Here is a 24,011-nt window from a genome sequence, read left to right as displayed (position 1 = left end):
CTTCCGCTCATCCCGCTCCGATGGCGAGTAGCTGGCCGAACGCGAGGCCGCCGTCGTTCGGTGGCAGCCTGCGATGGCAGAGGACTTCGAAGCCCTTCTCCTGTAACAGTTTTCGAGTGGCCGAGAGCAGCAGGGCGTTCTGGAACACCCCGCCGGACAGTGCGACGGGCGTCGACGACGCCCCGTATCCCACGGCGAGGTCGAGGATCAGGCGCGCGACCGCCGCGTGGAAGCGCGCGCCGACGACCTCGGGCGCGACACCGGCCCGCACGTCGGCGACGACCGCGGCGATCACCGGGGCGGGATCGATCGCGCCCGCGCCGCGACCGCGCGGGTCGTCCTTCGCCGGGATGGCGAACTCGTAGCCGCGCGCGCCCGGATCCGCGCCGCGAGCGAGTCCCTCGAGTTCGATCGCCGCCTGGGCCTCGTAATCCACCTCGTGGCGCACCCCGGCCAGCGACGAGACCGCGTCGAAGAGTCTGCCCATGCTCGAGGTCGGGACGCAGCCGAAGCCGGTATCCAGCTGGTGCGCCAGAACTATGCGTTCCCCGGCCGGGCACACACGCACCGCGGGGATGTCCTCGGTCCAGTCGATTCCGGCGGCGCGCAGGTGCGCGAGCGCCATGCGGTACGGCCGTCGCACGCTCAGGTCGCCACCGGCGAGGGGTACGTAGCGCAGATGCGCGAGCCGCCGGTAGCCCTTGTATCCCGCGGCGAGCACCTCGGCGCCCCAGATCGCCCCGTCGGGACCGAAACCGGTTCCGTCGAAGGCGATTCCGAGCACGGTCGCGGCCGGGTCGAGGCCGTGCTCGCCCATCACCGCCGCGATATGGGCGTGATGGTGCTGCACCGTCCGCATCGGGCGCTCGCCCGCGTGTTGTTCGGCCCACGCGGTGGACCGGTAGCGCGGGTGCGCGTCGGCGGCCAACTGGATCGGCCGCACGGCGGTGAGCTCCTCGAGATGGCGCTCGGCCTCGGTGAACGCGCGCAGCGTCGCCAGGTCGTCCATATCGCCGATGTGCTGGCTCAACCACGCGTAGCGACCGTCGGCCACCGCGCAGGTGTTCTTCAGATCCGCGCCGACCGCCAGCGTCGGCGGCATCGGCGTCGGCAGGGCAAGGGGCATCGGCGCGTACCCGCGGGAGCGGCGTACCGGCAGTTCGACGCCGTCGACCAGCCGGACCACCGAATCGTCGCAGGGCACAACGATGCGCCGGTTGTGCGTGAGCCACGCGTCGGCGAGGCCCGCGAGGCGCTCGCGCGCGTCGGCGTCGTCGTAGCAGATCGGCTCGCCGCCGAGGTTTCCCGAGGTCATCACCAATGCCCGCGGTCCTGGCGGGTCGCCGGGCAGCCCGAACAGCAGCAGATGCACCGGCGAGTAGGCGATCATCACGCCGAGATCGGGATTGCGCGGCGCCACCGAGCAGGCCGGGGCCGGAAAGTTCTCGGCGGCAGTCGATTCGGGCTCCGCGCGGCGCGGCAGCAATACGATCGGCCGGGCGGGGCCGGTCAGCAATTCGGCGGCGGTCGCGTCGACCTCGACGATCGCCCGCGCGCTCGCCAGGTCCGGCACCATGAGCGCGAACGGCTTGTCGCCGCGCCGTTTCCGGCGACGCAGCTCGGCGACGGCGGCCTCGTTCGCCGCGTCGCAGGCCAGATGGTATCCACCGATGCCCTTGACGGCGAGAATTCCGCCGTCCCGCAACAACTCTCGGGACGCCGCGATCGGGTCTCCCGATCCGGGACCGGTGTAGCCGAGCGTGGGACCGCAGGCGGGACAGGCGATCGGCTGCGCGTGGAAGCGGCGATCGGCGGGGTCGGCGTACTCGCGCGCGCACGCCGCGCACATGGGGAACTCGGCCATCGAGGTCCGGTCCCGGTCGTAGGGCAGGCTCGCGATGATGGTGAATCGCGGGCCGCAGTTGGTGCAGTTCACGAAGGGGTGCCGATAGCGGCGATCGGCCGGATTGCGCAGCTCGGCGGCGCACTCGGCGCAGATCGCCACGTCGGGCGAGGCCAGCGTGCGTCCCGCGCCGTCGCGGGTGGTGTCGGCGATGTGGAACCCGGTGCCGCCGCGCGCCGGAATCTCGGTCGTCTCGACGGATTCGACGACGGCGAGCGGTGGCGGCGTGCGGCGGACGCGGCGCTCGAACTCGTCCAGATCCCGTGCGGCGCCCTCGATCTCGACGATCACACCGGAGCTGTCGTTGGACACGCGACCGGCCAGCGACAGTTCGGCGGCGGTGGTGTAGACGAACGGCCGGAAGCCGACACCCTGCACCACGCCGCGGACCAGGATCCGCCGCCGGGTTCGCGGCGCGGTCACGGTTCCTCCCCGCGTCCCAGCAGTCGCAGCCCCGCGAGCGCCTCGGCCGCACCCGCCTCGTCGGTCCGCTCGACCGCGAAGCCCATGTGGATGATGACCCACTCGCCGGGGCGGACCGGACCGTCGTCGAGCATGCCGATGTTCACCTTCCGCGTCTCACCCGAGACGTCGACCAAGGCGACCTGATCGTGGTAGCCCTCGGCCATCCGCACGACCCGGCCCGGAATCCCGAGGCACATCGTTCACACCTCCTGTCGGCTGAGCAGGTCCGCCAGCACCGACTCGACCGCGTCCGCGGCGGGCGCGACGGCCGCCTCGACGGGCTCGGTGAGGCCGATTCCCTCGGCGACCGAGACGACCTGACAGCCGACGATCACCGTCGGCGGCACCGTGCCGCCCAGCGTCCGCACCATCGCGAACACGGCCTCGGGATCCATGGCGTGGGCGTCGAGCCGCGCGCCGGAGTGCTCGCCGTGTTCGGCGCGGAACACCTCGACCCGGCCGGGAGCGCCCCGGTCGGGCAGCGCGTCGACAAGCACCAGCGCGTCCCAGTCGTCCAGCAGGTCGTAGGCGAGGTGCATGCCCCGAATTCCGTAGTCGGCGACGCGCACGTCCGCCGCGGTGGGGGCGGCCAGCCGCCGCACCACCGCCGGGCCGAATCCGTCGTCGCCGAGGAAAATGTTCCCGATCCCGGCGACCAGCACCTTCGTCGTCGTCTCACTCCTTCTCGGTTGGTGTCGGCGTCGTCGCGCCGCCGACATCGGCGCCTTCCACCTCGCCCGCGGCCGTCTCGCCCGGCCGGTTCGCGGTGTCCTTGCGCTCGTCGTAGGGCGGGACGGCGGGCTCGGCGTCGGAGCCCGGCTTCGTGGTGAATTCGGCGTCGCGCTCGGGGCGCTCGCCTTCGGCCGAGGTCGTCTCCTCGTGCCCGATGTCGCCGGGTTCGCGGTCCGCCGGCCCGCCCGCGACCGTGTCCGAACCGGTGTCGCGCGAGCCAGGCGCTCCGCGTGCCGACTGCGGCTCTTCTTTCCTGTCACCCATGACTTGTCCTCGCCTTCGCTACATGTTGCGGATTCGGAAATAGCGCCGGATGTCCGGTATCGACCGCAGTCCGATGACGGCCAACACACCTCCGATCGCCGCGGTGACAGCGATCGCGACGACTCCTACCCTGTCCATGCCGACCCTCCTTTCACTCGTCTCGGTCTTGCTCGGACGGCCCGTCGATCGGCTCGATCTCGTCGGGCGCGAAGTAGAGGTAGCGGCCGTACCACTCGTGCAGGTCGGCGGCCGGGTCGTTCTCGACGACGACGCCGACGTGCACGTCGCCGTCGACGTCCTCGTGCACCGACACCACCCGCGCGAGCTCGCCGTCGTAGAACAGATCGTGGGCATCGGCGCGCCGCGACGGGCGCAGCCGCACCCTGCTGCCTCGGCTGACCAGCACGCCCGCGACGACGACCGCATCGGAATCGGGACGAACCGCGTTGTCGGCCAACGGGTCCCACCAGTCGACGCCGTCCGGTACCTCGGGCAGCACGCGCGGCGGGTTCGCTGATTCGCGCAGCACGCCGTGCAGCCGGTCCAGTTGGTCGGCCGTGGTGGCGTCGCAGCGGTCGACGATCCGCGCGGCGAGCGGATCCGTGGCGCGGGCCTGCGCCTTCTCCTCGTCGGTCATGCTCATCACCCGCAGGGTCAGGATCTCGTCGATCTCGGTCGCGTCGAACAACGGACCCTCGCTCTGTTCGGCGATCTCCGGGTGGTCGTAGAGGATGATCGGCGAGATCAGCAGCAGACCGTGGTCGCCGGGCGGCCCGGCGAGGACCGGGAAGCAGCGGTGCTGGTCGCACTGTTCGACCGCGGCGGCCGCTTCGGGCGGCGGCTCGAGCAGCGACACGAACTCGCCGTCGTCGAGCTCGGCGATCACGTGCGTGCCGAGCAGCGAGTGCGCGAGTGCGTCGTCCGAGTTCGACTGGGCGGCAGCGGTATTGCGCACTTCGATGGTCACGCGATGGCACCCCGCCGTCTCGTCGACCGATACCTCGACCCGGCCGCCGAGCGGCTGCCGGGTACGCACGATCCGTCCCGCCACGGCGCCCGCGGCGTCGTGCACGTCCTCGGTATCGACGCCGCCGGGAACGGACACGTCGAACGCGGTGTCCGCCAGCGGCATCGGCCCGCGCTCGATCTCGTGCTCGACAGCCTCGTCCCAGCTGATCAAGGCCCGGCCGCCGACGTCGAGCTCGGCCACCGGAGTTCCGTTGGGATCTTCGACGGTGCGCCGCTGTAGTTGCAGGAACCGGACGGTCAGGACGAGCGCGGGGTCACCGTCCGAGGTGACCGGAAATCGCGCGCGCAGCATCGAATCCTCACCGAGGCCGGCCCGCGCGGCGCCCTCGGGACCGAGGACGCCGAATTGCCAGCGGCACTGGTTCTTTCGCGCGTTCGCCCGGTACGGATACAGCAGATAGCCCTCGTAGAGGATCGCGTCGGCGACCGCCCGCGCCCTTGCGCGCGCGGACCGGACCGAACGACCGGTGCTCATGTCGGCTCCTGCGCCGAGGCGAGCAGCTTGGTCACCGCGTCGTCGTAGCCGAGCAGCCCGCGCTCGTGCTTGTAGGCCGACAGGGCGTCGAGCGTCTCACGGGACAGCCGGACCCAGCCGGAATTGGGGAAGTGCGCGGCCATCAGGTCGTGCCACACCGAGACCGGCATGTCGAACTTGTCCTCGCGATCCCACGGCACCTGTTGCACCGCGAAACCGCCCGCGCCCCTGATGAATACGGTGCCGCTGAACAGGAACAGCAACGGCACCGTGCCCTCGCGCAGCGCGTGCAGGTACTTCGATCCCGCGACCTCGAAGTCGTAGGTGCACGGCAACGGAAGATCCACCTCCGCGCCGCCGGTGAACCCGGGAATCGTTGTCGCGCAGTGCATCCAGAGGAACGATCGTTGCGTGTCGTGCCATCGTTCCCGCGCGCCGAAGAGGTCGGTGAGCCCCGCCGCCTCCTCGTCGGTGTAGGAACGGCGGCGCGGTTCGATCCTGACCTGCGCGCGCAGCGCGATGGCGTGCACCGGCTCCTCGTGCAGCGCCGCGATCCCGACGCGCGCCGACAGCGTCGGCGTCGCCGAGTACGGCTCGGGCCGGATGTCCAGGACGGCGAAGGTGATCGAGTAGGCGGGGCTCATCGCGCGCCCCCCTCGGTGCGCGCCCGCGCCGACATGGTGTCGAAGAATTCCTCGATGTAGTCGTGCGCCTCCTGGCCGCCGTCGAAACCGCGCCACAGCAGCCGCATCCGGCCGACGAACTCGTAGCAGGCGTCGATGGGCAACAGCAGGCAGGCGCCGGGCCTGCCGCGGTGCGGCATGCGGATCAGCAACGCCTCGACGTCGTCGGCCGCGACATCGATCTCCGGATGCCGGTCCAAGATCGCGCGCCAGCGCGGCAACGGCAGTTCGGACTCGGTCGCGCCCGCCGGGCTCGGATAGAACGCGACGGTGCGCTCGAGCACCGAATTGCGGAAGAAGAAGGCCAAGCCGACCGGGATCTCGAGCGCGTCCCACTCGTCCTGATCGATGACCACGTCCGGGAACGACCGATAGCGATCCGGCACCGCGCGGTACCGCAACGCGGCGGTCTGGTCGGTGAACAGCAGATAGCAGCCGCGGCAGACGCACATGAGCTGTCTGCCTTCGACATTCACCACGTGCTGGTGGGCTTCGCCGATCGGGTCCGCGCACATCTCGCAGCGCTCGCCCGCCGGGGCGGGCGGTCGCGGCGCGGTCAGGCGGCGCAGCACGCCGAACGCCGAAGTCATCCGGCCACCTTCGCGGGAACCGCCACCGACAGCTCACCCGAGCGAACCAGTACCGGCAGCGGTTCGAGGTGTCCGTCGCCGTCGACCCGCGCACCGGCGTGTACCGCGTCGAAATGCGCGCCGCACGACGGGCAGCGCAGCACGGCGTCGCCCACCGGGAAGCCGAGGCGGCGGTGCAGAACCGCGCCAGCCATCGAACGGCCGCAGGCACCACACCGGTCGCGGTAGACGAACAGTTCGTCGCCGACCCGGCAGGCCAGCACCGGCACACCGGCCACCGCGAACCCCCCGACTTCACCGGCCCCGATGGCCGCGAGTTCGGGGACGGCGATCCAGCTGCCCGGGTGCGGACCTGCCGCGTGCACGCGCGCGAACAGCGACTCCGCCGCGATCACGCCCGAGCCCGACTCCGGTTCGGCCGCGACCACCTCGATCGCCTCGATCTCGGGGGCAGCGGCGCGCACCGCGTCCTCCACGGCCAGTTCCAGCGTCACCGACGACGACGGGCAGGTGCGGCAACTGCCCGCCAGCTCGAGCCGCACGATCCCGTCCTCGATCTCGATCAGTTCGACGTCGCCGCCGTGCGAACCGAGGTAGGGCCGCACGCTGTCGAGCGCGGTGCGCACCCGCGTGACGACGTCGTGCGGGTGCAGCCCGTGCACGAGCAGCAGACTCGCGACGAGGTCGTCACCGGCCAGGCGTTCGAGCGTGGTGTCGTCGAGCATGCCGACGATGCGCTCGAGGCCCGCGCCGTAGAGATCGGCGACCTCGCGGACCAGTTCCTCGGCCCGCTCCCTGGCCGCGGCGCCGCCCACCGAACTCGATTCGAGCAGCGTTTCGATGCGTTCACCCGCGCCGCGCCAGCGATCGTCGTCGACTACGGCCTCGTCGTGTCCGTTTCCTCTCTCCCGCCGCGGGTTCGCCATCCGCTACTCCGGCGTCAGCGTCTGGGCGGGGGAGTGCACCTTCTCCAGCGTCTTGCCTTTGCCGAGATACATGTGCACGCCGCACGGCAGGCACGGATCGAAGCTGCGCACCGTGCGCATGATGTCGATGCCCTTGAAGTTCTCCCGGTTGTTCTCCTCGAAGATCGCCTGGCCCTGCACCGCGTCCTCGTAGGGGCCCGGTGTGCCGAAGCTGTCGCGCGGGCTGGCGTTCCACGGCGTCGGCGGATACGGGTGGTAGTTGGCGATCTTGCCGTCCCTGATCACCATGTGATGGGACAGGACACCGCGCACGGCCTCGGTGAAGCCGCACCCGATGCTTTCCTCGGGCACCTCGAACGGCTCCCAGGTCTTGGTGTGTCCGGCCCTGATCTCCTCGATGGCCTTCTCGGCGAAGTGCAGGGCGCAGGCCGCCGCGTAGGCCTGGAAGTAGGTGCGGGCCCTGTCGCGTTCGATGGTGTTGCTGCCGACGGACGGAATCTTCCATTCCAGCTCGACCGGCCCCTTCAGTGCGGTCTTCGGCAGGTTGATCTGCACGCTGTGCCCGGTCGACTTCACGTAGCCGATGTCGACGAGCCCGGCCAGCGCCGTGGACCACAGCCGCGCCAGCGGTCCGCCGCCGGTGTCCAGCGCCAAGTGGTCCGTGCCGTCGAACCAGCGCGGCGACATCACCCAGCTGTACTTGTCCTCCAGGTCGCGCTTCTGCGGCTTGGGGTTGGTGTGCTGGTTCCACGGGTGGCGCCGATCCACCGGATTGCCGAGCGGGTCGGTCTTCACGAACGTCTCCTGGTCGGTCCAGTCGTCGTAATACGAACTGCCCAACAGGATTCGGATGCCGAGGTTGATGTCGACCAGGCTGGTCGTGAGCAGCTTCCCGTCCACGATCACGCCGGGGGTCACGAACATCTTGCGACCCCAGTCCTCCATGTCCTTGTAGGAGAAGTTGCAGAACTCGGGATCCTGGAACGAACCCCAGCAGCCGAGCAGCGTGCGGCGCAGACCGACCTTGTCGTAGCCGGGCAGCGCCTCGTAGAAGAAGTCGAACAGATCGTCGTGCATCGGCACGGCCTTCTTCATGAACTCCACGTACCGCATCAGCCGCGTCATGTAATCGGTCATCAGCTGGATGGTGGCGACGGTGCCGACACCGCCGGGGTACAGCGTCGACGGGTGCACGTGCCTGCCCTCCATGAGACAGAACATCTCGCGCGTGTACCGGCTGACTTGCAGCGCCTCGCGATAGAAATCGCCGCTGAACGGGTTCAGCGCCCGCATGATGTCGGCGATCGTCCGATACCCGTGCGCGTCCGCGTGCGGCGCTTCGGTGCGCTCGGCGCGGGCCAGCACACCGGGATTGGTCTCGGAGACCATCTTCTCGCAGAAGTCCACGCCGACCAGGTTCTCCTGGAAGATGTTGTGGTCGAACATGTACTCGGCCGCTTCACCGAGGTTGACGAACCACTCGCCCAGGTGCGGCGGTTGCACGCCGTAGGCCATGTTCTGGCAGTAGCACGAGCAGGTGGCGTGGTTGTCGCCGCAGATGCCGCAGATCCGGCTGGTGATGAAATGCGCGTCGCGCGGATCCTTGCCCTTCATGAAGATGGAGTAGCCGCGGAAGATCGACGACGTGCTGTGGCACTCCACGACCTGCTGGTTCTCGAAATCGATCTTGGTGTAGATACCCAAGCTGCCGACGATCCGGGTGATCGGATCCCACGCCATCTCCACGAGGGCGTTCGGATCGACCTTTCGGTGCGACGGCTCCGGAATGATCTGAGTCATCGAAGTCCTCCTACCAGGTGCGCGTCGCGCCGGTTTCCAGCTTCTCGCCGCGGTGTCGCCAGCGCGGTTCCTTGTCCACGGTGCGGCCGGTGACCGAGCGCAGGCTGCGGATCACCGACCCGTACAGTCCGGAGGCCGCCGAGGAGAGCTTGCCGCCTGGCGGCTCGTCCATGAACGGCATGAACTTGTCCGGGAAACCGGGCATGGTGCAGCCGATGCAGATGCCGCCGACATTGGGGCAGCCGCCGACGCCGTTGATCCAACCGCGCTTGGGCACATTGCATTTCACGACCGGACCCCAGCAGCCGAGCTTCACGATGCACTTCGGCGATCCGTACTCGGTCGCGAAGTCGCCCTGCTCGTAGTACCCGGCGCGATCGCATCCCTCGTGGACGGTCGCGGCGAACAGCCACTTGGGCCGCAGCGCGTCGTCGAGCGGGATCATCGGCGCCTGGCCGGTGGCCATGTAGAGCAGGTAGGTCAGGGTCTCGGAGAGGTTGTCCGGGTGAATCGGGCAGCCCGGCACGCAGACGATGGGGATATCCGCCTTGCTCCGCCACTCCCAGCCGAGGTAGTCCGGCACGCCCATCGCCCCGGTCGGGTTTCCTGCCATGGCGTGGATGCCGCCGTAGGTGGCGCAGGTACCTGCGGCCACGATGGCGGTGGCCTTCGGGGCGAGACGATCCAGCCACTCGCTGGTCGTCATCGGCTGGCCGGTCTCGGGGTTGTTGCCGAACCCGCACCAGTAGCCCTCGGTTTTGAGCTGCTCGTTGGGAATCGATCCCTCGACAACGAGGACGAACGGTTCGAGTTCGCCGCGGTCGGCGCGGAAGAACCATTCCAGGAAATCGTCGGCCCCACCGTTGGGACCGCATTCGAAATCGATCAGCGGCCAATGGACGGCAACCTTGGGGAGACCGGGTAGCGAACCCAGGGCGATCTCCTCGATGCTGGGCTGGGAGGCGGCAGTCAGCGCCACCGAGTCACCGTCACAACTGAGGCCGGCGTTGATCCAGAGAACGTGGATCAGCGTGTCTTCGGCTTTGACTGCTTCCTTAGTCGGCATGAGATGCCACCTTTCGAAGCTGGAGCGCCGCACAGGTTTCCGATTCGAGAAAACCGTCCGGAATGTGACACTCGTCACGTCAGTCTAGGCGGGGGCGGAGGCTTCCTCAAGGGAGGCCGATGGCGGCGACATCTGCCCGGAAAGCCATGTGTACCAGTTCGGCAAGCCCTCGCCGGTGATCGCGGAGACCGGCATGATCGGTACCCCGGGATTGATCGAGTGCGCGTATTCGGCGCACCGGTCGAGATCGAAATCGACGTACGGAATCAGATCGATTTTGTTGACTATCACCAATCCGGCCGCGGCGAACATGTGCGGATACTTCAGCGGTTTGTCCGTGCCCTCGGTCACCGAGAACACCACGACCTTGGCGAGCTCGCCCAAATCGAACAGCGCGGGGCAGACCAAATTGCCGACATTCTCGATGAACAGCAGCGTGCCCGGCGCGGGATCGAGCTCGTCCAGAGCGTGTCGCATCATTTCGGCATCCAGGTGGCAACCGGCGCCGGTATTGACCTGGACCACTCGGCACCCCGTCGCCTTGATGCGTTGGGCGTCGATCAAGGTCTCCTGATCGCCCTCGACCACCGCCACCGGTCGATCGCTGAGATCGCGGATGGTCCGCTCGAGCAGCGTCGTCTTACCTGCTCCCGGCGAGCTGGTGACGTTGAGTGCCACGATGCCGCCGCGCCGCAGCCGTTCCCTGTTGTGCTGGGCCAGTCGATCGTTCTTGGCCAGCACTTTCTGCTCCAAGGTCACGGTTTCGGTGATCGGCACGTGGACGTGATCCGCGTGCTCGTGGCCGTGCGCGTCGTCGTCTTCGTGGCCGTGGTGGTGGCCGTGCGCGTGCTGGTGATCGGGGTCGTTCCGGTGGTCGGGGTCGTGCTCGTGCGGGTGGTCGCGCAGGACCGTGATCATGGCTGTCGAATCGCCGCATCCGCAGGTCGCGCACATGATTCGCTCACTTCCATCGTCCGGATTCGAAGCTCCCGCCCGGACCTGATCTCGACGTCCGCGCTACCGCACGGACACAGCGGAATCAGATCGACGAGGGCGAACTCGGCGCCGCAGGACCGGCAGAGCGCGGCGCCTGGCACGGTCTGCACGACCAGCTCGGCACCGTCCGCCACCGTCCCCTCGGTCGCCAGCTCGAAGCAGAACCGCATCGCCTCGGGCACAATCGCGCACAGCGCGCCGACCTCCACGGTGACGCTGTGCACCCGCCGTCCCGCCGCATGCTCACACACGGCGTCGACGACACTTCGAGTTATCGCCATTTCGTGCATCGTGGCCTCGGCTTTTGGGATATGACCCCTATCGAGGCTACTCCGCGGCACATCGGGCGGCGCGATAACGGAGAATCCGTCCGCCGACCGGCGGTGGGGTTCGCCCGGTCGGCGAGATCGTCGGGTGAGCCGCCCTCACAACTCCTGGGCGATCAGCGAATCCACTAGGTCGTTCAGCTCCGCGACGAGGTTCGGTGCGCCGCCCGCGTTGGCGAGGTTGCGCAGCTCGAGCGGATCTTCCTGGCGGTCGTAGAGCTCGTACTCGAACTCCGAGCGCGGGCCGGACAGCTTCTCCGGTGTGGCGTATCGGGCGAAGCTGTAGCGCGGGGTGATCGCGCCGCGCAGGCAGTAGCCGACGTCGGGCAGCAGACCGCCGCTGGACTTGGCGTCGGAGGTCAGCAGCAGGGCCTCCCGCACCGTTCGGCCGGGATCGGTCAGCAGCGGTGTCAGGTCGCGGCCGGCGACCGGCCCCGGCGTGGCTCCGGCCAGCGCCGCGAGCGTGGGCACCAGGTCCACGTGCGAGGTCAGGCCGGTGGCGGTCGTCCCGTGGGTGCCGGGGTTGCGCGGGTCGGCGATGACCAGCGGGACCCTGTTGTTCTCGCGATAGATCATCGCGCCCTTCTGCCGAAGCCCGTGCGCGCCACCGAGTTCCCCGTGGTCGGCGACCCGGACCACGACGGTGTCGGCGGCGGCGCCGCTGTCGTCGAGAGCGCCGAGCACGCGGTCGATCAATTCGTCTGTGCGGCGCAACAATTCGAGATACCAGTTGCCCCACTGCCGCCACTGCCGTTGGGCGAGCGGTGAGGTGACCTCCTCCGGCATGACGCCACCGACGAGGGAATTCGCTGTGCGCCAAGCGGTTTGCACACGCGGTTTGGTCGACAGATCGGATTCGAAATTCGCCGGTACCGCCGCGCCGTAGTCGGGGACGTCTTCGAGCCGGTAGAAGCGCGGGCAGAACATCATGTCGTGCGGGTTGACCATGCTCACCACGCACAGCCACGGCTCGGGGGCGCCCGCGCGTCCGCGCAACCAGTCCACCGCCTGGTCCACGACCCCGGGATCCTCGTGGGTTCCCTCGTTCGGTCCGCCGCCGGACAGGATGTCGAGCGCCTCGTCGAATCCGTACTGCGACAACGCCGTCGGCTCGGGGCCGACCGGATCGGACAGATGCCATTTGCCGATGTAGGCGGTGCGGTATCCGGCGCCGCGCAAGACCGTGCCGAGCGTGGGGATGGTGGCGTCGAGATTCGGGCTGAACGCCTCCATCGCGCCGAGCAGCGCGCCCATGGGCTCGCTGCCGCGGACATTGTCGAGCATGCCGGTGACGGGCGCCTGCCGACCGGTGAAGAACGTCGACCTGGCGGGCGAGCACGGCGCGGTCGGGGTGTGGTGCATGGCGAAACGCACTCCGGCGGCGGCTATTCGGTCGCGTGCGGGCAGGCTGAATCCCGGCGGCAACGCGACGTCCGCGCGTTCCTGGTCGGTCATGACGACCAGGATGTTCGGCCGACGCGATGCGGGTGCTGCCGCCGCGCGCGGGACGGGCGCGGCCGCCAGCACCGGCGCCGCGGCCATCATGGCCAGCACCTCGCGGCGGCCGACCATCGTTCGTTGGGGCATGTGAGACACAACCTTTCGCCGACTACCCACCTAACTGACGATATACTCACTTACGAATGAACGGTCAGTCAAGGGCTCGGCGAATCGGTCGCCTCTCGCTAAGGACAGCTGGGGGAGGTGGTCTGGGCGTTGGCGAGCATCTGGCACGCCCATGCCTTCTGCAACTTCCAGCGACCGTTCTCGGCGACGAACGGAATCACGGACTGACCCTCGACGGGCGTGCCGTTGACGGACAAGGTCGCGCGCGCCTGCATGGTCTCGCCGCCGGTGTACTCCACCTGCGTCACCGTCATGGTGACGCCGTTCTTCGTGGCTGCCTCGGTCACCCTGGCGATCAGCTCCGGGTCGTTCTCCGCGCCCTGAACGAAGGTGAGCTTCTGGTCGGCCGGGGTGGCGGGGTTCAGGGCTATGCCGAGTCCCGCGTTGAGTTCGGCCGGGCTCGGCAGCGGCACCGGCGGCCGGTCGGTCGCCTGCCGCGTGCTGCTTCCCGCGGCGGGGTTGGCAGGGCTGTCGTCGCCCGAATCTCCGCAGCCGACAGCGACGATCGCCGCCGCGGCGACGAGTAGAACACGGGCGCGTGGGAATGATTGCCTGCGCATGATGATTCCTTCCGGCCGTCAGTCGATGCCGACGGCCTCGATGATGTTCAGACGTGCCGCTCGGATCGCGGGCGGGACGGCGCCGAGCAGGCTCAGCGCGACAGCGCCGATCGCGAAGGCGAGTACCGCCGCACTCGGTCGGTAGGCCACGTCGATGTTCATGATGTCCACGCTGAGGCGGTCGAAGAAGTACTGGCTCGCCATGCCGAACACCAGCCCGAGGCCGCCGCCGACGATCCCGACGCTCGCCGCCTCGGCCAGCACCATGCCGAGGGTGAGCCTGCGACTCGAGCCCATCGCCCGCAGCACGCCGAGCTCGCGGCGGCGCTCGAGCACCGACAGGGTCAGCGTGGTGAGCAGCGCGATCGCGGCGATCAGCGCGACGATCACCCAGAGGGCGTTGCTCACCGCCATGCCCTGGCGGAGGGCGCTTTCGACGCCCGCGGTGGACTGTTCGCTGGAGTACACGTGCACCCGATCCGGGGTGACCGCGCGGATCGACTCCCGGAGCCGCTCCGCATCGGTCCCCGCGGCGCCCTCGACCTGCAAGACGGTCGCCCCCGGCCGGTCGAACCAGGTCCGCATCTGCGTCAATCCGATACCCGCCGTGCCGGACAGGGTCGTGAAGTACGGCACGACGGCGAGCACCTCGGTGCGCTGCATTCCGTCCGGCGTGCGCAGCGCGAGTTCGTCGCCGACCTCGAGCTCGAGGGTGCGGCTCAGATCCCTGGACAGCACGACACCGCGTCCGGCGACGATGTCGGCTCGGGTCCGCGGGTCGAGGTCGTCGAACAGGGGGCTGGCCGCGTTCTCCCCGAGTCCGTGCACAGCGATCTTGTGTTCACCCAGCGTCGCGTACGCGACCTGCCCTTCGCTGACCCGCGCCACGCTCGGCAGTCCGGCGATCGTCGGCGCGAGGTCGTTCGGCAGCGCGGGGCCGGTGGGCAGTTGGTCGGGCCCGTGCGAAGCCACCCAGAAGTCGACACCGCCCGTCGGCGTCACCGAATCGCGCACCGACCCGAGCAGATCCCCGTTCGAGCCGGTGATGGTCACGGTGACCGCGACCGCCATGAAGACGGTCATGAGGGTGGCCCACACCCGGCGCGGCGCGCGCTCGAGCGTCGCCGCCGCGAGTTCGCCCGCGTGGCCGAGGCGCCGCGCCACCGCCGTAGCGGCCTGGACGAGTTGCCCGGACAGCGCGAAGCACAGGGTGACACTCGCGCCGAAGAACATCGACAGCGCGATCCCCGACCACAGGAACTCGCCGAGCCGCAGCACCGCGAGCCCGGCCGCGATCGTCACCGACCCGATCGCGGAGACCGCCGCGCCCCACCGCAGCCAGGCCGGAACGCGGTCCGCGGTGGACGCGCCGACCGGTGCGAGCGCCTCGACGGGTGACACCTTGTACACCTGTCGCGCCGCCACCGCCGAGGCCGCCACGCTGGTTCCGGCCGCGGCGAGGACCGCGATCGGAATCGCGTACAGCGGCAGGATGTACACCGTCCGTGCTTCCACCGACTGCATGAGCGCCGCGGGCAGGGTGCCGACCGCGAGACGGCCGAGTACGGCCCCGAGCGCCGACCCGATCAGGCCGCCGAGCGCGCCGACGAGGAACGCTTCGACGAGCAGATCGGTCACCAGCGTCCGCCCGCGCCCGCCAACGGCGCGCAGCATCGAGATGGTCGCCCGGCGTTGGGCGATCGCCATCGTCACCGTGGTGTAGATGAGGAACGCGGCCACGATGAACGCGAGCGCCGCACCCATCAGCATCATGTACTGCAGAATCCGAATTCCGTTGCCCGCCTGTACCGCTCGCAGACTCGGTGCGGCCACCACGGCGCGGCCGTCCACCGCGTCCTCGACCGCGGTGCGCAGGGTCGCCCCGTCCGCCGCGGCGGACGGAACGATCAGAATCGAATCGATCCGGTCGGCGTGGCCGGTCACCTGCTGGGCGACCGGCAAGGCCGCAAGCACGAAGCGGCCCTCGTTGAGACGCGCCGCCCTTCCGTCGCGCACGACACCGGCGACGGTTACTTCGGTGCTCGCCAGCCGGAGTGAATCACCTTCTGCCGCACCAACTTCCGTTCCGACGAGGACGCCGCTGGGGGTGGCGGCGAGGGCGTTCAGGTGCGTTTCCAGCGCCCGCTGCAGGTCGCTGCGCAGCGCGGTCGCGCTCATGTCGGTGCCGAGCAGCAGCACGTCGCCCGCGGCGGTGGACACCACCTGGCGCACCATCGGCACGGCGGCGGCCACGCCGGGGACCCCGGCGACATCGGCGTGCACAGCCGCGGGGAAGCCGGTGTCGGTGATGCCGGACACCTCCAACGTCGCGGAGCCGGCCAGGCCGCCGACGAGCCGATCGATCGACCCGGTCAGCGAACCGAAGAGGCCGAAGACCGCGACCAGGAACGCCGCCGACACCGCCGTCACCGTCACCGACGCGAGGGTACGGCCGCGGTGGACGGCGAATTCGCGCAAGCCGAACAGCCGCCACCGATCGATGACGGTCCTCATCGCGAACCCGCCGCGAGTTCGTCGGTGACGATGCGGCCGTCGGCCAAGCCGATGATCCGATCGGTGGCGTCCGCCGCGTCGGGATTGTGGGTGACCATGGCCACCGCGCGATCCTCGGCGTGCGCGATGTCGGCGAGCAACGCCAGGATGTCGGCGCCGGTCTTGGAATCCAGATTGCCCGTCGGTTCGTCGGCCAGGATCAGCGGCGGATCCATCATCAGCGCCCGCGCCAGCGCGACACGCTGCATCTGGCCGCCGGACAGTTCCGAGGGGCGGTGCGCGGCGCGGTCGCCGAGGCCGACGAGATCCAACAGCTCGTGTGCTCGGGTGCGGGCGGTGCGCAGCCGGGCGCCGTCCAGCAATTTCGGGACGGCGACGTTCTCCCAAGCGGACAGCGTCGGAAGCAGATTGAAGAACTGGAACACGAAACCCACGTGGTGCCGCCGGAAACGGGACTGCCGATCGTCGTCGAGGTGCGCGAGCTCCTCGTCGCGAAACCGGATGGAGCCCTCGTCCGGCCGATCCAGCGCGCCGAGCAGGTGCAGCAGGGTGCTCTTACCTGCGCCGGACGGTCCGACGATCGAGACGAACTGTCCCGCTTCGATTTTCATGCTCACGCCGTCGAGGGCGCGCACACTCTGACTGCCGAGGTGATAGGTCCGGACGACATCGCTCAGCGCGAGCACGCCCACCTCCCGGCGGCCGCGACAGCTCCCGGTGTCATCGGCCCGCCGATCCGGTCATCGCCTCGAGCTTGTGCATCGAGTCGGTGAGCAGTTGCCGGGCGTCTCGCTCGATCACCTGTCCGAGCTGGCCGTTCACCATCGGGCCCGCGAAATCGCCCGCGATGGTCAGGCTGCAGCCGCCGGGGACGCGCTGGATGCCGAAGCTGAACTCGCACGACACGCCGGCCGGGCTGCTTCCCGAAAACACCAGCTGCATAGGCGGTTTGAACGCGGTGATGGTCAGCTCCAGCCGATGCGTCATGCCGAGCATGCGGATGCTCTGCACGAGTTTGGAGTTCACGGTCATGTGCTCGGGCGGGTCTTCCAGGAAGCCGTCGTGCATCATGAACCACTCGCCCCAGGTACCGGTGTCGGCGATGATCGAGTAGATCTGCGTCGCGCTGACATCCAGTTCTTGGGTTATCTCGAAGCCGGCCATTAACCCCTCCCAAAGGCATTTCGCCGAGCGTGCGGGGATACGAAAACCCCCCGCTGTGACAGCACGCGCCGGTCCCCGTACCGCGTCGGGCATGCCCGGACTCGGCGCTTCACGGCGCGAATGAATCGAGGATTACATATGGGGCCGCTACGTGCTAGTGACTTGAAGTCACAGTAACGCGGACAAATGCCATGAAGGCGTTATGGAATAGCGCGATGCTATCGCCGGGATCGCTGTCCGGATCCGTTGCGGGCGGCGATAACTGGTGTTAGATTCGTCCGCGACATCGGGGTTCGACACGTGGACCACCGATCTTGCGGCGCTGTGGGGAAACCCTTTCGGCGTCGGACGTGGTGGGGAAAGATTTCCGGGATTCTTCTCCCGCATGGGGTCATGTTCATTCACTTGTGCCGGTAGGGCACGAATTATCGATACGGGGGCGTTTTATGGCGCGCGATTATTGTTCGGACGATTCTGTCGGCATCGTGGGAATGGCATGCAGGTTTCCTGGTGGAATCGATTCGCCGGAATCCTTGTGGCAGTTCCTGGTCGCGGGAAAGCACACCTCCAGCAAATTTCCCGGCGACAGGGCGATGACGGAGCTGGCGGACATGGCGTCGCCCGAGGTCGCCGCGGCGATGGCGCCGATGGGCGGATTCATCGATGAGCCTGGACAATTCGATCCGGAGTTCTTCGGAATCAGCCCGCGCGAGGCGAAGGCCATGGACCCGCAGCAGCGAATGGTCCTCGAAACCGCCTGGCAGGCAATCGAAGACGCGCGGATCGACGCCGATCGGCTGCGCGGCAGCGACACCGGCGTCTACATCGGCGCGATGGGCGGCGACTACGCCTACCTCATTCCGGGACAGAAGGATCTCGACCCGGGCTATGTGTCGCTCGGCGTCAGCCAGAGCGTGCTGTCGGGACGCGTTTCCTACATCCTCGGTCTGCAAGGTCCGACAATGAGCGTGGACACGGCCTGCTCGTCCTCGCTCGTCGCGATGCACCTGGCCGCGCGGGCGCTGAAGTCCGGCGAATGCTCCCTCGCGCTGGCCGGCGGCGTCTCGATCATGTCCACGCTCACCGGGTTCTACGCGCTCGGGCAGCACGGCGCCATCTCCAAGGAGGGGCGAAGCAGGCCGTATTCCGCCGACGCGGATGGATTCTGCATGTCCGAAGGCGTCGCGGTGCTGGTGCTGGAACGGCTGTCCGACGCCAGGCGCAACGGTCACGAAGTGCTCGCCGTCCTGCGCGGCGGCGCGATCAATCAGGACGGAGCGACGAAGGGGCTCACCGTCCCGAGCACGGAGGCGCAGCGCAAATTGATCGGCGCCGCGCTGGCCGACGCCGATCTGCGGCCCGAGGACATCGACATGGTCGAGGGCCACGGCACCGGAACACCGGTGGGCGATCCGATCGAATTGGCCGCGCTGTTCGACACTTTCGGACCGGGGCGCCCGGACGGAAGGCCGTTGCTGCTCGGCTCGGTCAAAGGCAATTTCGGGCACACTCAGGCCGCCGCGGGTGCGGCGGGCGTCATCAAGGTCGTCGAGTCCATGCGCCGCGCGGCCGTGCCGGGCACCGTCAATTTCGCCGAGCCGACCTCGGCCGTCGACTGGTCGAGCGGCGCCATCGAGGTCCCGGTCGAGACCGTGGCCTGGCCCGAGCGGGATCGCCCGCGCCGGGCGGGCGTGTCGTCGTTCGGCATCGCGGGCACCAACGCCCACGTCATTCTCGAACAGGCCCCGCCCGCGCCCGCCGAACCGGCGCGACCCACCGAGGACGCGGCGTTGCCGATAGCCGTGTTGCCGGTCTCCGGGCGGACACCGGAAGCCCTGGCCGCCCAGGCAGGCGCGCTCGCCCGTCATATCCAGGAGCATCCCGAGTTCGGTTTGCACGACCTGGGTTACGCGCTCGGCACGACGCGGACCGCGTTCGAGCATCGCGCCGTCGTGCTCGGCGCCAATCGCGTCGACGTGCTCGCCGGACTCGCCGCGGTGGCGGAGAGCAGGCCGGTGGGCCCGATCTGTGGGCAGTCGCTGCCCGATCGCCGGGTGTGCTTCGTGTTTCCCGGTCAGGGCGCGCAGTACGCGGGAATGGGCGCGCGACTGATGCGCGAATCGCCGGTGTTCGCGGCCGAGATCCGCGCCTGCGAGGAAGCGTTCGCCGAGTTCGTCGACTGGTCGCTGACCGATGTGCTGAACGAGGTCGACGGTGCGCCGACACTCGACCGTGTCGACGTGGTGCAGCCCGCGCTGTTCGCGACCATGGTGTCGCTCGCGGCGCTGTGGCGGTCGGTCGGCATCGAACCCGAAGCGGTACTCGGTCATTCGCAGGGCGAGGTGGCCGCGGCCTACGTGGCTGGCGCGCTCTCGCTCACCGACGCCGCGCGGATCGTGACCATGCGCAGCAAGCCGTTGCGCGCGCTTCCTGGTTCCGGCGGCATGGCCTCGATCAACGCACCGGCGGCGCGGGTGCGCGAGCTGATGAGCGGCGTCGAGGACATCCATGTCGCGGCGATCAACTCGCCCTCCACCACGGTGATCGCCGGTGGGGCCGACGCGGTCGCGCGGGTCGTGGCGGCGGCGGAGCGAGAAGGATTGCGCGCCAAAGTCATCCCGGTCGACTACGCCGCGCACACCGATCACGTGGACCCGCTGCGCGAGCAGCTGGAGGACGCCGTGCGCTCGGTCTCGCCGCGCTCGTCCTCGATTCGCTTCTTCTCGACGGTGACCGCCGACGAGCTGGACACCGCGAACCTTGGGCCGGAGTACTGGTTCCGCAACCTGCGCGAGCCCGTCCAGTTCGACGAGGGACTCCAGGCCGCCTTCCAATCCGGGTACAACGCCTTCATCGAGATGAGCGTCAATCCCGTTCTCACCTCGGCCGTGCACGAATCGCTCGACCATGTCGGGCCGTTCGCCGAATCCTGCCTGATCGTCGGCTCGCTGAAGCGCGAGGACGCGGGCATGGAGCGCTTCCTCACCTCGGTCGCCGAAGCCCACGTCAAGGGCGTCTCGCCGGACTGGTCGCTGCTCTACCCGGCGGGCACCGCGCGGTCGGTCCCGTTGCCCACCTACGCCTTTCAGCGCCAGAAGTACTGGCTGTCCAGCGTCGCGGGTTCCGGCGGCGGCAAACCGAGCGGGCTGGGCCTCGCCGATGCCGGGCACCCCTTGCTCGGCGCCGTCGCCGAGAACCCCGGCGCCGACCGGTTCCTGTTCAGCACCCGGCTGTCGCTGGCGACGCACGGCTGGCTGGCCGATCACGCGCTGCACGGCAACGTCCTCGTTCCCGGTGCGATGCTGCTCGAACTCGCCCTGCACGCGGGCGACAAGCTCGGTACCCCTCGGGTGGCGAAGCTGACCATGTACACGCCGGTGACCCTGCCCGCCGAAGGCGCGGTACAGCTCCAGCTGACCGTCGGCGAACTCGAGCGATCCGGCCGCAGGAAGGTCGCGATCTACTCGCGGCCGGAGAACACCGACGAGGCGCCGGGTCAGGTCGAGTGGAGCCTGCACGCCGACGGTCAGCTCACCGCGGCCGCCGAGCCGGACGACACCGAGGCAGCCGGCCTGGAACTGTGGCCGCCGGTCGGCGCGCAGTCGGTGGTCGAGCCCGCGAACGCGTACCAGACCCTGGCCGCCCTCGGCTACCAGTACGGTCCGGTCTTCCAGGGCATGAAGGCGGTCTGGAAGCGCGGCGAGGACGTGTTCGCCGAAGTCGCGCTGCCCGATCAGGTGCCGGACGCGGACAAGTTCGGCCTGCATCCGGCGCTGTTGGACGCCGCGATGCAGTCCGTCGCCGCCTCCGCGGCGCTGCTGCCGTCGGAACCGGGCAGCCTGGCCCTGCCGTTCGCGTGGGAACGGGTGGAGTTGCGTGCCGTCGGCGCCCGCGCACTGCGCTGCAAACTGACACCGGCGGGTGCCGATCGGGTGCGGTGGGTGCTGGCCGACACTACCGGCAAGGTGGTCGCCGCTGGCACGTTGCAGGTTCGGTCGGTGTCGGTCGGCAAGCTCGCCACCCGAGGCCTTGCGGAACGCCAGGACTCGTTGTTCGGCGTCGAGTGGTTGGCCACTCCCGTGCAGCGCGTGAACTTCACCGCGGCCCACGGTGAATGGGTGATCGTCGGAGAGCCTCCGCTCGGCATCGCAGGCGAGGCCGAACTCCCGTCGTATCCCGATCTCGACGCGTTGCGCGCGGACATGGCGGCGGGCGCCGCGGCGCCCAAGGTCGTGCTGCTGCCGCGCATGGCCGCGTCCGCGGGCGGTGAGCCGGGCGCGCACCTGAACGATATGGTGCGCACCGAACTGGCCTCCGTGCTGAAGCTGATGCAGTCGTGGCTCGCCGACGAGCGCTTCACCGAGACGAAACTGGTGGTCCTCGCGCGCGGCGTGCAGTCGGTCGGCGCCGCCGAGGACATCTCCGACATGGTCGGCGCGACCGTCTGGGCGCTGGTGCGCAGCGCCCAGTCCGAGTATCAGGACCGCATCGTGCAGATCGACGTGGACGAGACCGGGATCTCGCTCGAGCGGCTCGCCGCGGCACTGCACACCGACGAACCCGAGCTGGCCTTGCGCCGCGGGGACTTCTACGCCCGCCGGATCCGCTCGGGGCTCGAATCCGCGGTGGCGCAAGGAACCCGGCTCGCCGGCCCGTGGCGGCTCGAGATCCCGGCTTCCGGCAATCTCGACGACATCGCGCTGTCCGAGTCGGCCGAACCCGACGACTCCGCGCTCGCGCCGGGAACCGTCGTCGTCTCCGTCCGCGCGGCCGGATTGTCCTTCCCGGTCGCGCTCACCGGCCTCGACGCACCCGCCGGACGACCCGCTCGGCTGGTGCACGAAGCGGCGGGCGTGGTGGTCGCGACAGCGCCGGACGTCACCCGATTCGCACCCGGCGCACGGGTTTTCGGCTTGTTCGACGAGATCGCCGCGACATCGGTCGTCGATCAGCGGCTGCTCGCCCCGGTACCCACCTCTTGGTCGTTCGCGCAGGCGGCCGCCGCGCCGGTCGGCTATGTGACGGCGCTGCACGCGTTGCGCGATGTCGCGGGCGCCCGTCGCGGTGAGAAGGTGCTCGTCCACGCGGCCACCGGCGGCGTCGGTATGGCCGCGCTGAACGTGGCCGCGCATCTGGGCTTGGACAGCTACGCCACCGCGGCCGAGCCGAAGTGGGACGCGTTGCGGGGCATGGGCTTCGGCGACGACCGGATCGCGAGCTCACGGTCCGGCGAGTTCGCCGCGCGGTTCGCCGACGCGGGCGCCTTCGACATCGTGCTCGACCTGCTGCCGGACGTCTTCACCGAACACTCCCTCGGATTGCTCGGCGGTTCCGGCCGATTCGTGGAGATCGCCAGGGACGTCGTCCGTGATCCCGACCAGGCGCGTACCGCGCACGGAGTCGACTACGCCTCCTTCGAACTGGGCGATCTGGCGGTGGACACGCTGGCCGGTCTGCTCGTCGAGCTGGCCGACCTGTTCGAGCGCGGCGATCTCGCGCCACTTCCGCTGACCCGCTTCGACGTTCGTCATGCCGCGACCGCGGTGCGGCATCTCAGCGAGGCCGAGCACATCGGCAAGGTGGTGCTCACCTGGCCGAGGCCCTTCGATCCGGACGACACGGTGCTGATCACCGGCGGCACGGGGACCATCGGCGCCATCATCGCCCGCCACATGGTCTCGGCGTACGGCGCGAGGCATCTGGTACTGACCAGCCGCAGCGGCGAGCGCGCCGAAGGAGTCGCCGAGCTGGTCGCCGAACTCGCCGAGGCGGGGGCACGGGTCACGGTCGCCCAGTGCGACGCCGGCGACCGCGACGCCTTGCGGGCGGTGCTCGACGCCGTGCCCGCCGAACACCCCCTCGGCGCGGTGATCCATCTGGCGGCCACGCTCGCCGACGCGGCTTTCGACGCGCTCACCGACGAGCACCTGGACACGGTCCTGCCCGCGAAGGTCGGCGGCGCGTGGTACCTGCACGAGCTGACCGAAGGCGCGGACCTGTCGATGTTCGTGCTGTTCTCCTCGGCCGCGGGCACTTTCGGCAACGCCGGTCAGGCCAACTACGGCGCCGCGAACGTCTTCCTCGACACCCTGGCCCGGCACCGCTACCACCGCGGACTGCCCGCCACGTCGATGGCGTGGGGCTGGTGGTCCGAGGACACCTCCAACACCGGCAAGCTCGACGAGAAGGATCGAGCCCGGTTGCGCAGGATGGGCGTGACCCCGATTCCGACCGGACAAGCGCTCGCGCTGTTCGACGCCGCGCTGAGCACCGGCAGGCCGAACGTGCTGCCGATCGGGATGGACCTGTCGCTGCTGCGGGTGGCCGCCTCGGTGGCCGAACTGCCGCCGTTCTTCCGTGCGCTGCTGCACACCAGGCCGCGCGCCACCCAGCAGATGGGCGACGCGTCGCAACTGGCCAAGCGGCTGTCGGGCCTGAGTCCGGCCGAGCAGCACGAGGTGGTGGTCGAGTTGCTCAAGACACCGATCTCGATGGTGCTCGGTTACTCCTCACCCGATGCGGTGCAACCGGATCGCGAATTCACCGAGCTGGGCATCGACTCGCTCAGTTCCATCGAACTCGGGGCGCACCTGCGCGCGATGACCGGTGTGAAGCTGGCGAATTCGGTGATCTTCCAGTACCCGACGGTGAACCTGCTGGCCAGGCATGTGCTCGAACAGGTCACCCCGCAGGACGCCGAACTCAGCGACCCGATCGTCGCCGAGGTGGAGATGCTGCTCGATCGGCTGGCAGCGCTGCACGAGGATCGCGTGGTCCCCGAGGATCTGCTGCGACGGCTCACCACCGCGGTCGGCCGGATCGGCGCCGTCAGCGGGGCGGTCCTGTGAGTGCGAGCGCACCGTCGGCACCGGCGTCCTCGCGCACGACGGAA

At 69.3% G+C, this 24,011-nt stretch carries 19 protein-coding genes; 1 reads left to right on the top strand and 18 read right to left on the bottom strand.

All coding sequences use genetic code 11. The annotated features are described in order from the left end of the window. Positions 1 to 7: 7 nt before the first annotated feature. The 18 genes from hypF to NAM01S_RS01555 form a co-directional block, all read right to left on the bottom strand. Positions 8 to 2,326, bottom strand: coding sequence for a carbamoyltransferase HypF (gene hypF, locus NAM01S_RS01635; protein WP_067778194.1), 2,319 nt, complete (start codon positions 2,324 to 2,326; stop codon positions 8 to 10). Then, a complete protein-coding gene (locus NAM01S_RS01630; RefSeq protein ID WP_067778193.1) occupies positions 2,323 to 2,565 on the bottom strand; it encodes a HypC/HybG/HupF family hydrogenase formation chaperone in 243 nt (80 codons plus the stop codon). Before NAM01S_RS01630 ends, hypF begins: the two co-directional genes overlap by 4 nt. Positions 2,566 to 2,568: 3 nt before the next feature. Beyond that, positions 2,569 to 3,087 (bottom strand): hydrogenase maturation protease, encoded by a 519-nt coding sequence (locus NAM01S_RS01625; protein ID WP_067778192.1) that lies wholly within the window; start codon positions 3,085 to 3,087, stop codon positions 2,569 to 2,571. Next, positions 3,044 to 3,364, bottom strand: coding sequence for a hypothetical protein (locus tag NAM01S_RS01620; RefSeq protein WP_067778191.1), 321 nt, complete (start codon positions 3,362 to 3,364; stop codon positions 3,044 to 3,046). Before NAM01S_RS01620 ends, NAM01S_RS01625 begins: the two co-directional genes overlap by 44 nt. 18 nt (positions 3,365 to 3,382) lie before the next feature. Beyond that, positions 3,383 to 3,502 carry a DUF6893 family small protein gene (locus NAM01S_RS37125; protein ID WP_372507991.1) on the bottom strand — a complete coding sequence of 40 codons (120 nt, stop codon included), beginning with the start codon at positions 3,500 to 3,502 and terminating at the stop codon, positions 3,383 to 3,385. A 13-nt stretch (positions 3,503 to 3,515) separates the two neighbouring features. After that, on the bottom strand, positions 3,516 to 4,868 hold the full coding sequence (locus NAM01S_RS01615) for a hypothetical protein (protein WP_067778190.1): 1,353 nt from the start codon (positions 4,866 to 4,868) through the stop codon (positions 3,516 to 3,518). After that, positions 4,865 to 5,512, bottom strand: coding sequence for a DUF6084 family protein (locus NAM01S_RS01610; protein ID WP_067778189.1), 648 nt, complete (start codon positions 5,510 to 5,512; stop codon positions 4,865 to 4,867). The genes NAM01S_RS01615 and NAM01S_RS01610 overlap by 4 nt, the downstream gene beginning before the upstream one ends. Next, the gene (locus NAM01S_RS01605; RefSeq protein WP_067778188.1) at positions 5,509 to 6,141 is read right to left on the bottom strand and encodes a DUF5947 family protein; all 633 of its coding nucleotides are present in this window, start codon (positions 6,139 to 6,141) and stop codon (positions 5,509 to 5,511) included. Before NAM01S_RS01605 ends, NAM01S_RS01610 begins: the two co-directional genes overlap by 4 nt. Next, positions 6,138 to 7,067: a NifU family protein gene (locus NAM01S_RS01600; protein WP_067778187.1), complete on the bottom strand. Its 930-nt coding sequence runs from the start codon at positions 7,065 to 7,067 to the stop codon at positions 6,138 to 6,140. Before NAM01S_RS01600 ends, NAM01S_RS01605 begins: the two co-directional genes overlap by 4 nt. Before the next feature lie 3 nt (positions 7,068 to 7,070). After that, entirely contained in the window at positions 7,071 to 8,867 is a 1,797-nt protein-coding gene (locus NAM01S_RS01595; RefSeq protein WP_067778186.1) for a nickel-dependent hydrogenase large subunit, read from the bottom strand. 10 nt (positions 8,868 to 8,877) lie between these two features. Further along, a complete protein-coding gene (locus NAM01S_RS01590; protein ID WP_067778185.1) occupies positions 8,878 to 9,933 on the bottom strand; it encodes an NADH-quinone oxidoreductase subunit B family protein in 1,056 nt (351 codons plus the stop codon). A gap of 84 nt (positions 9,934 to 10,017) precedes the next feature. After that, positions 10,018 to 10,887: a hydrogenase nickel incorporation protein HypB gene (hypB, locus tag NAM01S_RS01585; RefSeq protein WP_067778184.1), complete on the bottom strand. Its 870-nt coding sequence runs from the start codon at positions 10,885 to 10,887 to the stop codon at positions 10,018 to 10,020. After that, the gene (locus tag NAM01S_RS01580; RefSeq protein ID WP_067778183.1) at positions 10,848 to 11,219 is read right to left on the bottom strand and encodes a hydrogenase maturation nickel metallochaperone HypA/HybF; all 372 of its coding nucleotides are present in this window, start codon (positions 11,217 to 11,219) and stop codon (positions 10,848 to 10,850) included. Before NAM01S_RS01580 ends, hypB begins: the two co-directional genes overlap by 40 nt. A gap of 135 nt (positions 11,220 to 11,354) precedes the next feature. Then, complete coding sequence (locus NAM01S_RS01575) at positions 11,355 to 12,842, bottom strand: sulfatase family protein (protein ID WP_084482262.1); 1,488 nt, start codon at positions 12,840 to 12,842, stop codon at positions 11,355 to 11,357. Positions 12,843 to 12,940: 98 nt separating this feature from the next. Next, a complete protein-coding gene (locus tag NAM01S_RS01570; protein ID WP_067778181.1) occupies positions 12,941 to 13,441 on the bottom strand; it encodes a WKL family lipoprotein in 501 nt (166 codons plus the stop codon). 18 nt (positions 13,442 to 13,459) lie between these two features. After that, the gene (locus tag NAM01S_RS01565; protein WP_067778180.1) at positions 13,460 to 15,955 is read right to left on the bottom strand and encodes an ABC transporter permease; all 2,496 of its coding nucleotides are present in this window, start codon (positions 15,953 to 15,955) and stop codon (positions 13,460 to 13,462) included. Beyond that, positions 15,952 to 16,641, bottom strand: a complete 690-nt coding sequence (locus tag NAM01S_RS01560; RefSeq protein WP_067778361.1) for an ABC transporter ATP-binding protein — start codon at positions 16,639 to 16,641, stop codon at positions 15,952 to 15,954. The genes NAM01S_RS01565 and NAM01S_RS01560 overlap by 4 nt, the downstream gene beginning before the upstream one ends. Before the next feature lie 34 nt (positions 16,642 to 16,675). Beyond that, a complete protein-coding gene (locus tag NAM01S_RS01555; RefSeq protein WP_067778179.1) occupies positions 16,676 to 17,119 on the bottom strand; it encodes a type II toxin-antitoxin system Rv0910 family toxin in 444 nt (147 codons plus the stop codon). A gap of 446 nt (positions 17,120 to 17,565) precedes the next feature. On the opposite strand from NAM01S_RS01555, the gene NAM01S_RS01550 reads away from it, so the two are divergent. Then, positions 17,566 to 23,967, top strand: coding sequence for a type I polyketide synthase (locus tag NAM01S_RS01550; protein ID WP_067778178.1), 6,402 nt, complete (start codon positions 17,566 to 17,568; stop codon positions 23,965 to 23,967). The last annotated feature ends 44 nt before the right edge of the window (positions 23,968 to 24,011 follow it).

Origin of the sequence: Nocardia amikacinitolerans NBRC 108937, assembly GCF_001612615.1 — a bacterium.
Lineage (GTDB): Bacteria > Actinomycetota > Actinomycetes > Mycobacteriales > Mycobacteriaceae > Nocardia > Nocardia amikacinitolerans.
Note: the sequence above shows the minus strand (reverse complement) of the source record. Positions and strands in the feature narration are given on the sequence as shown.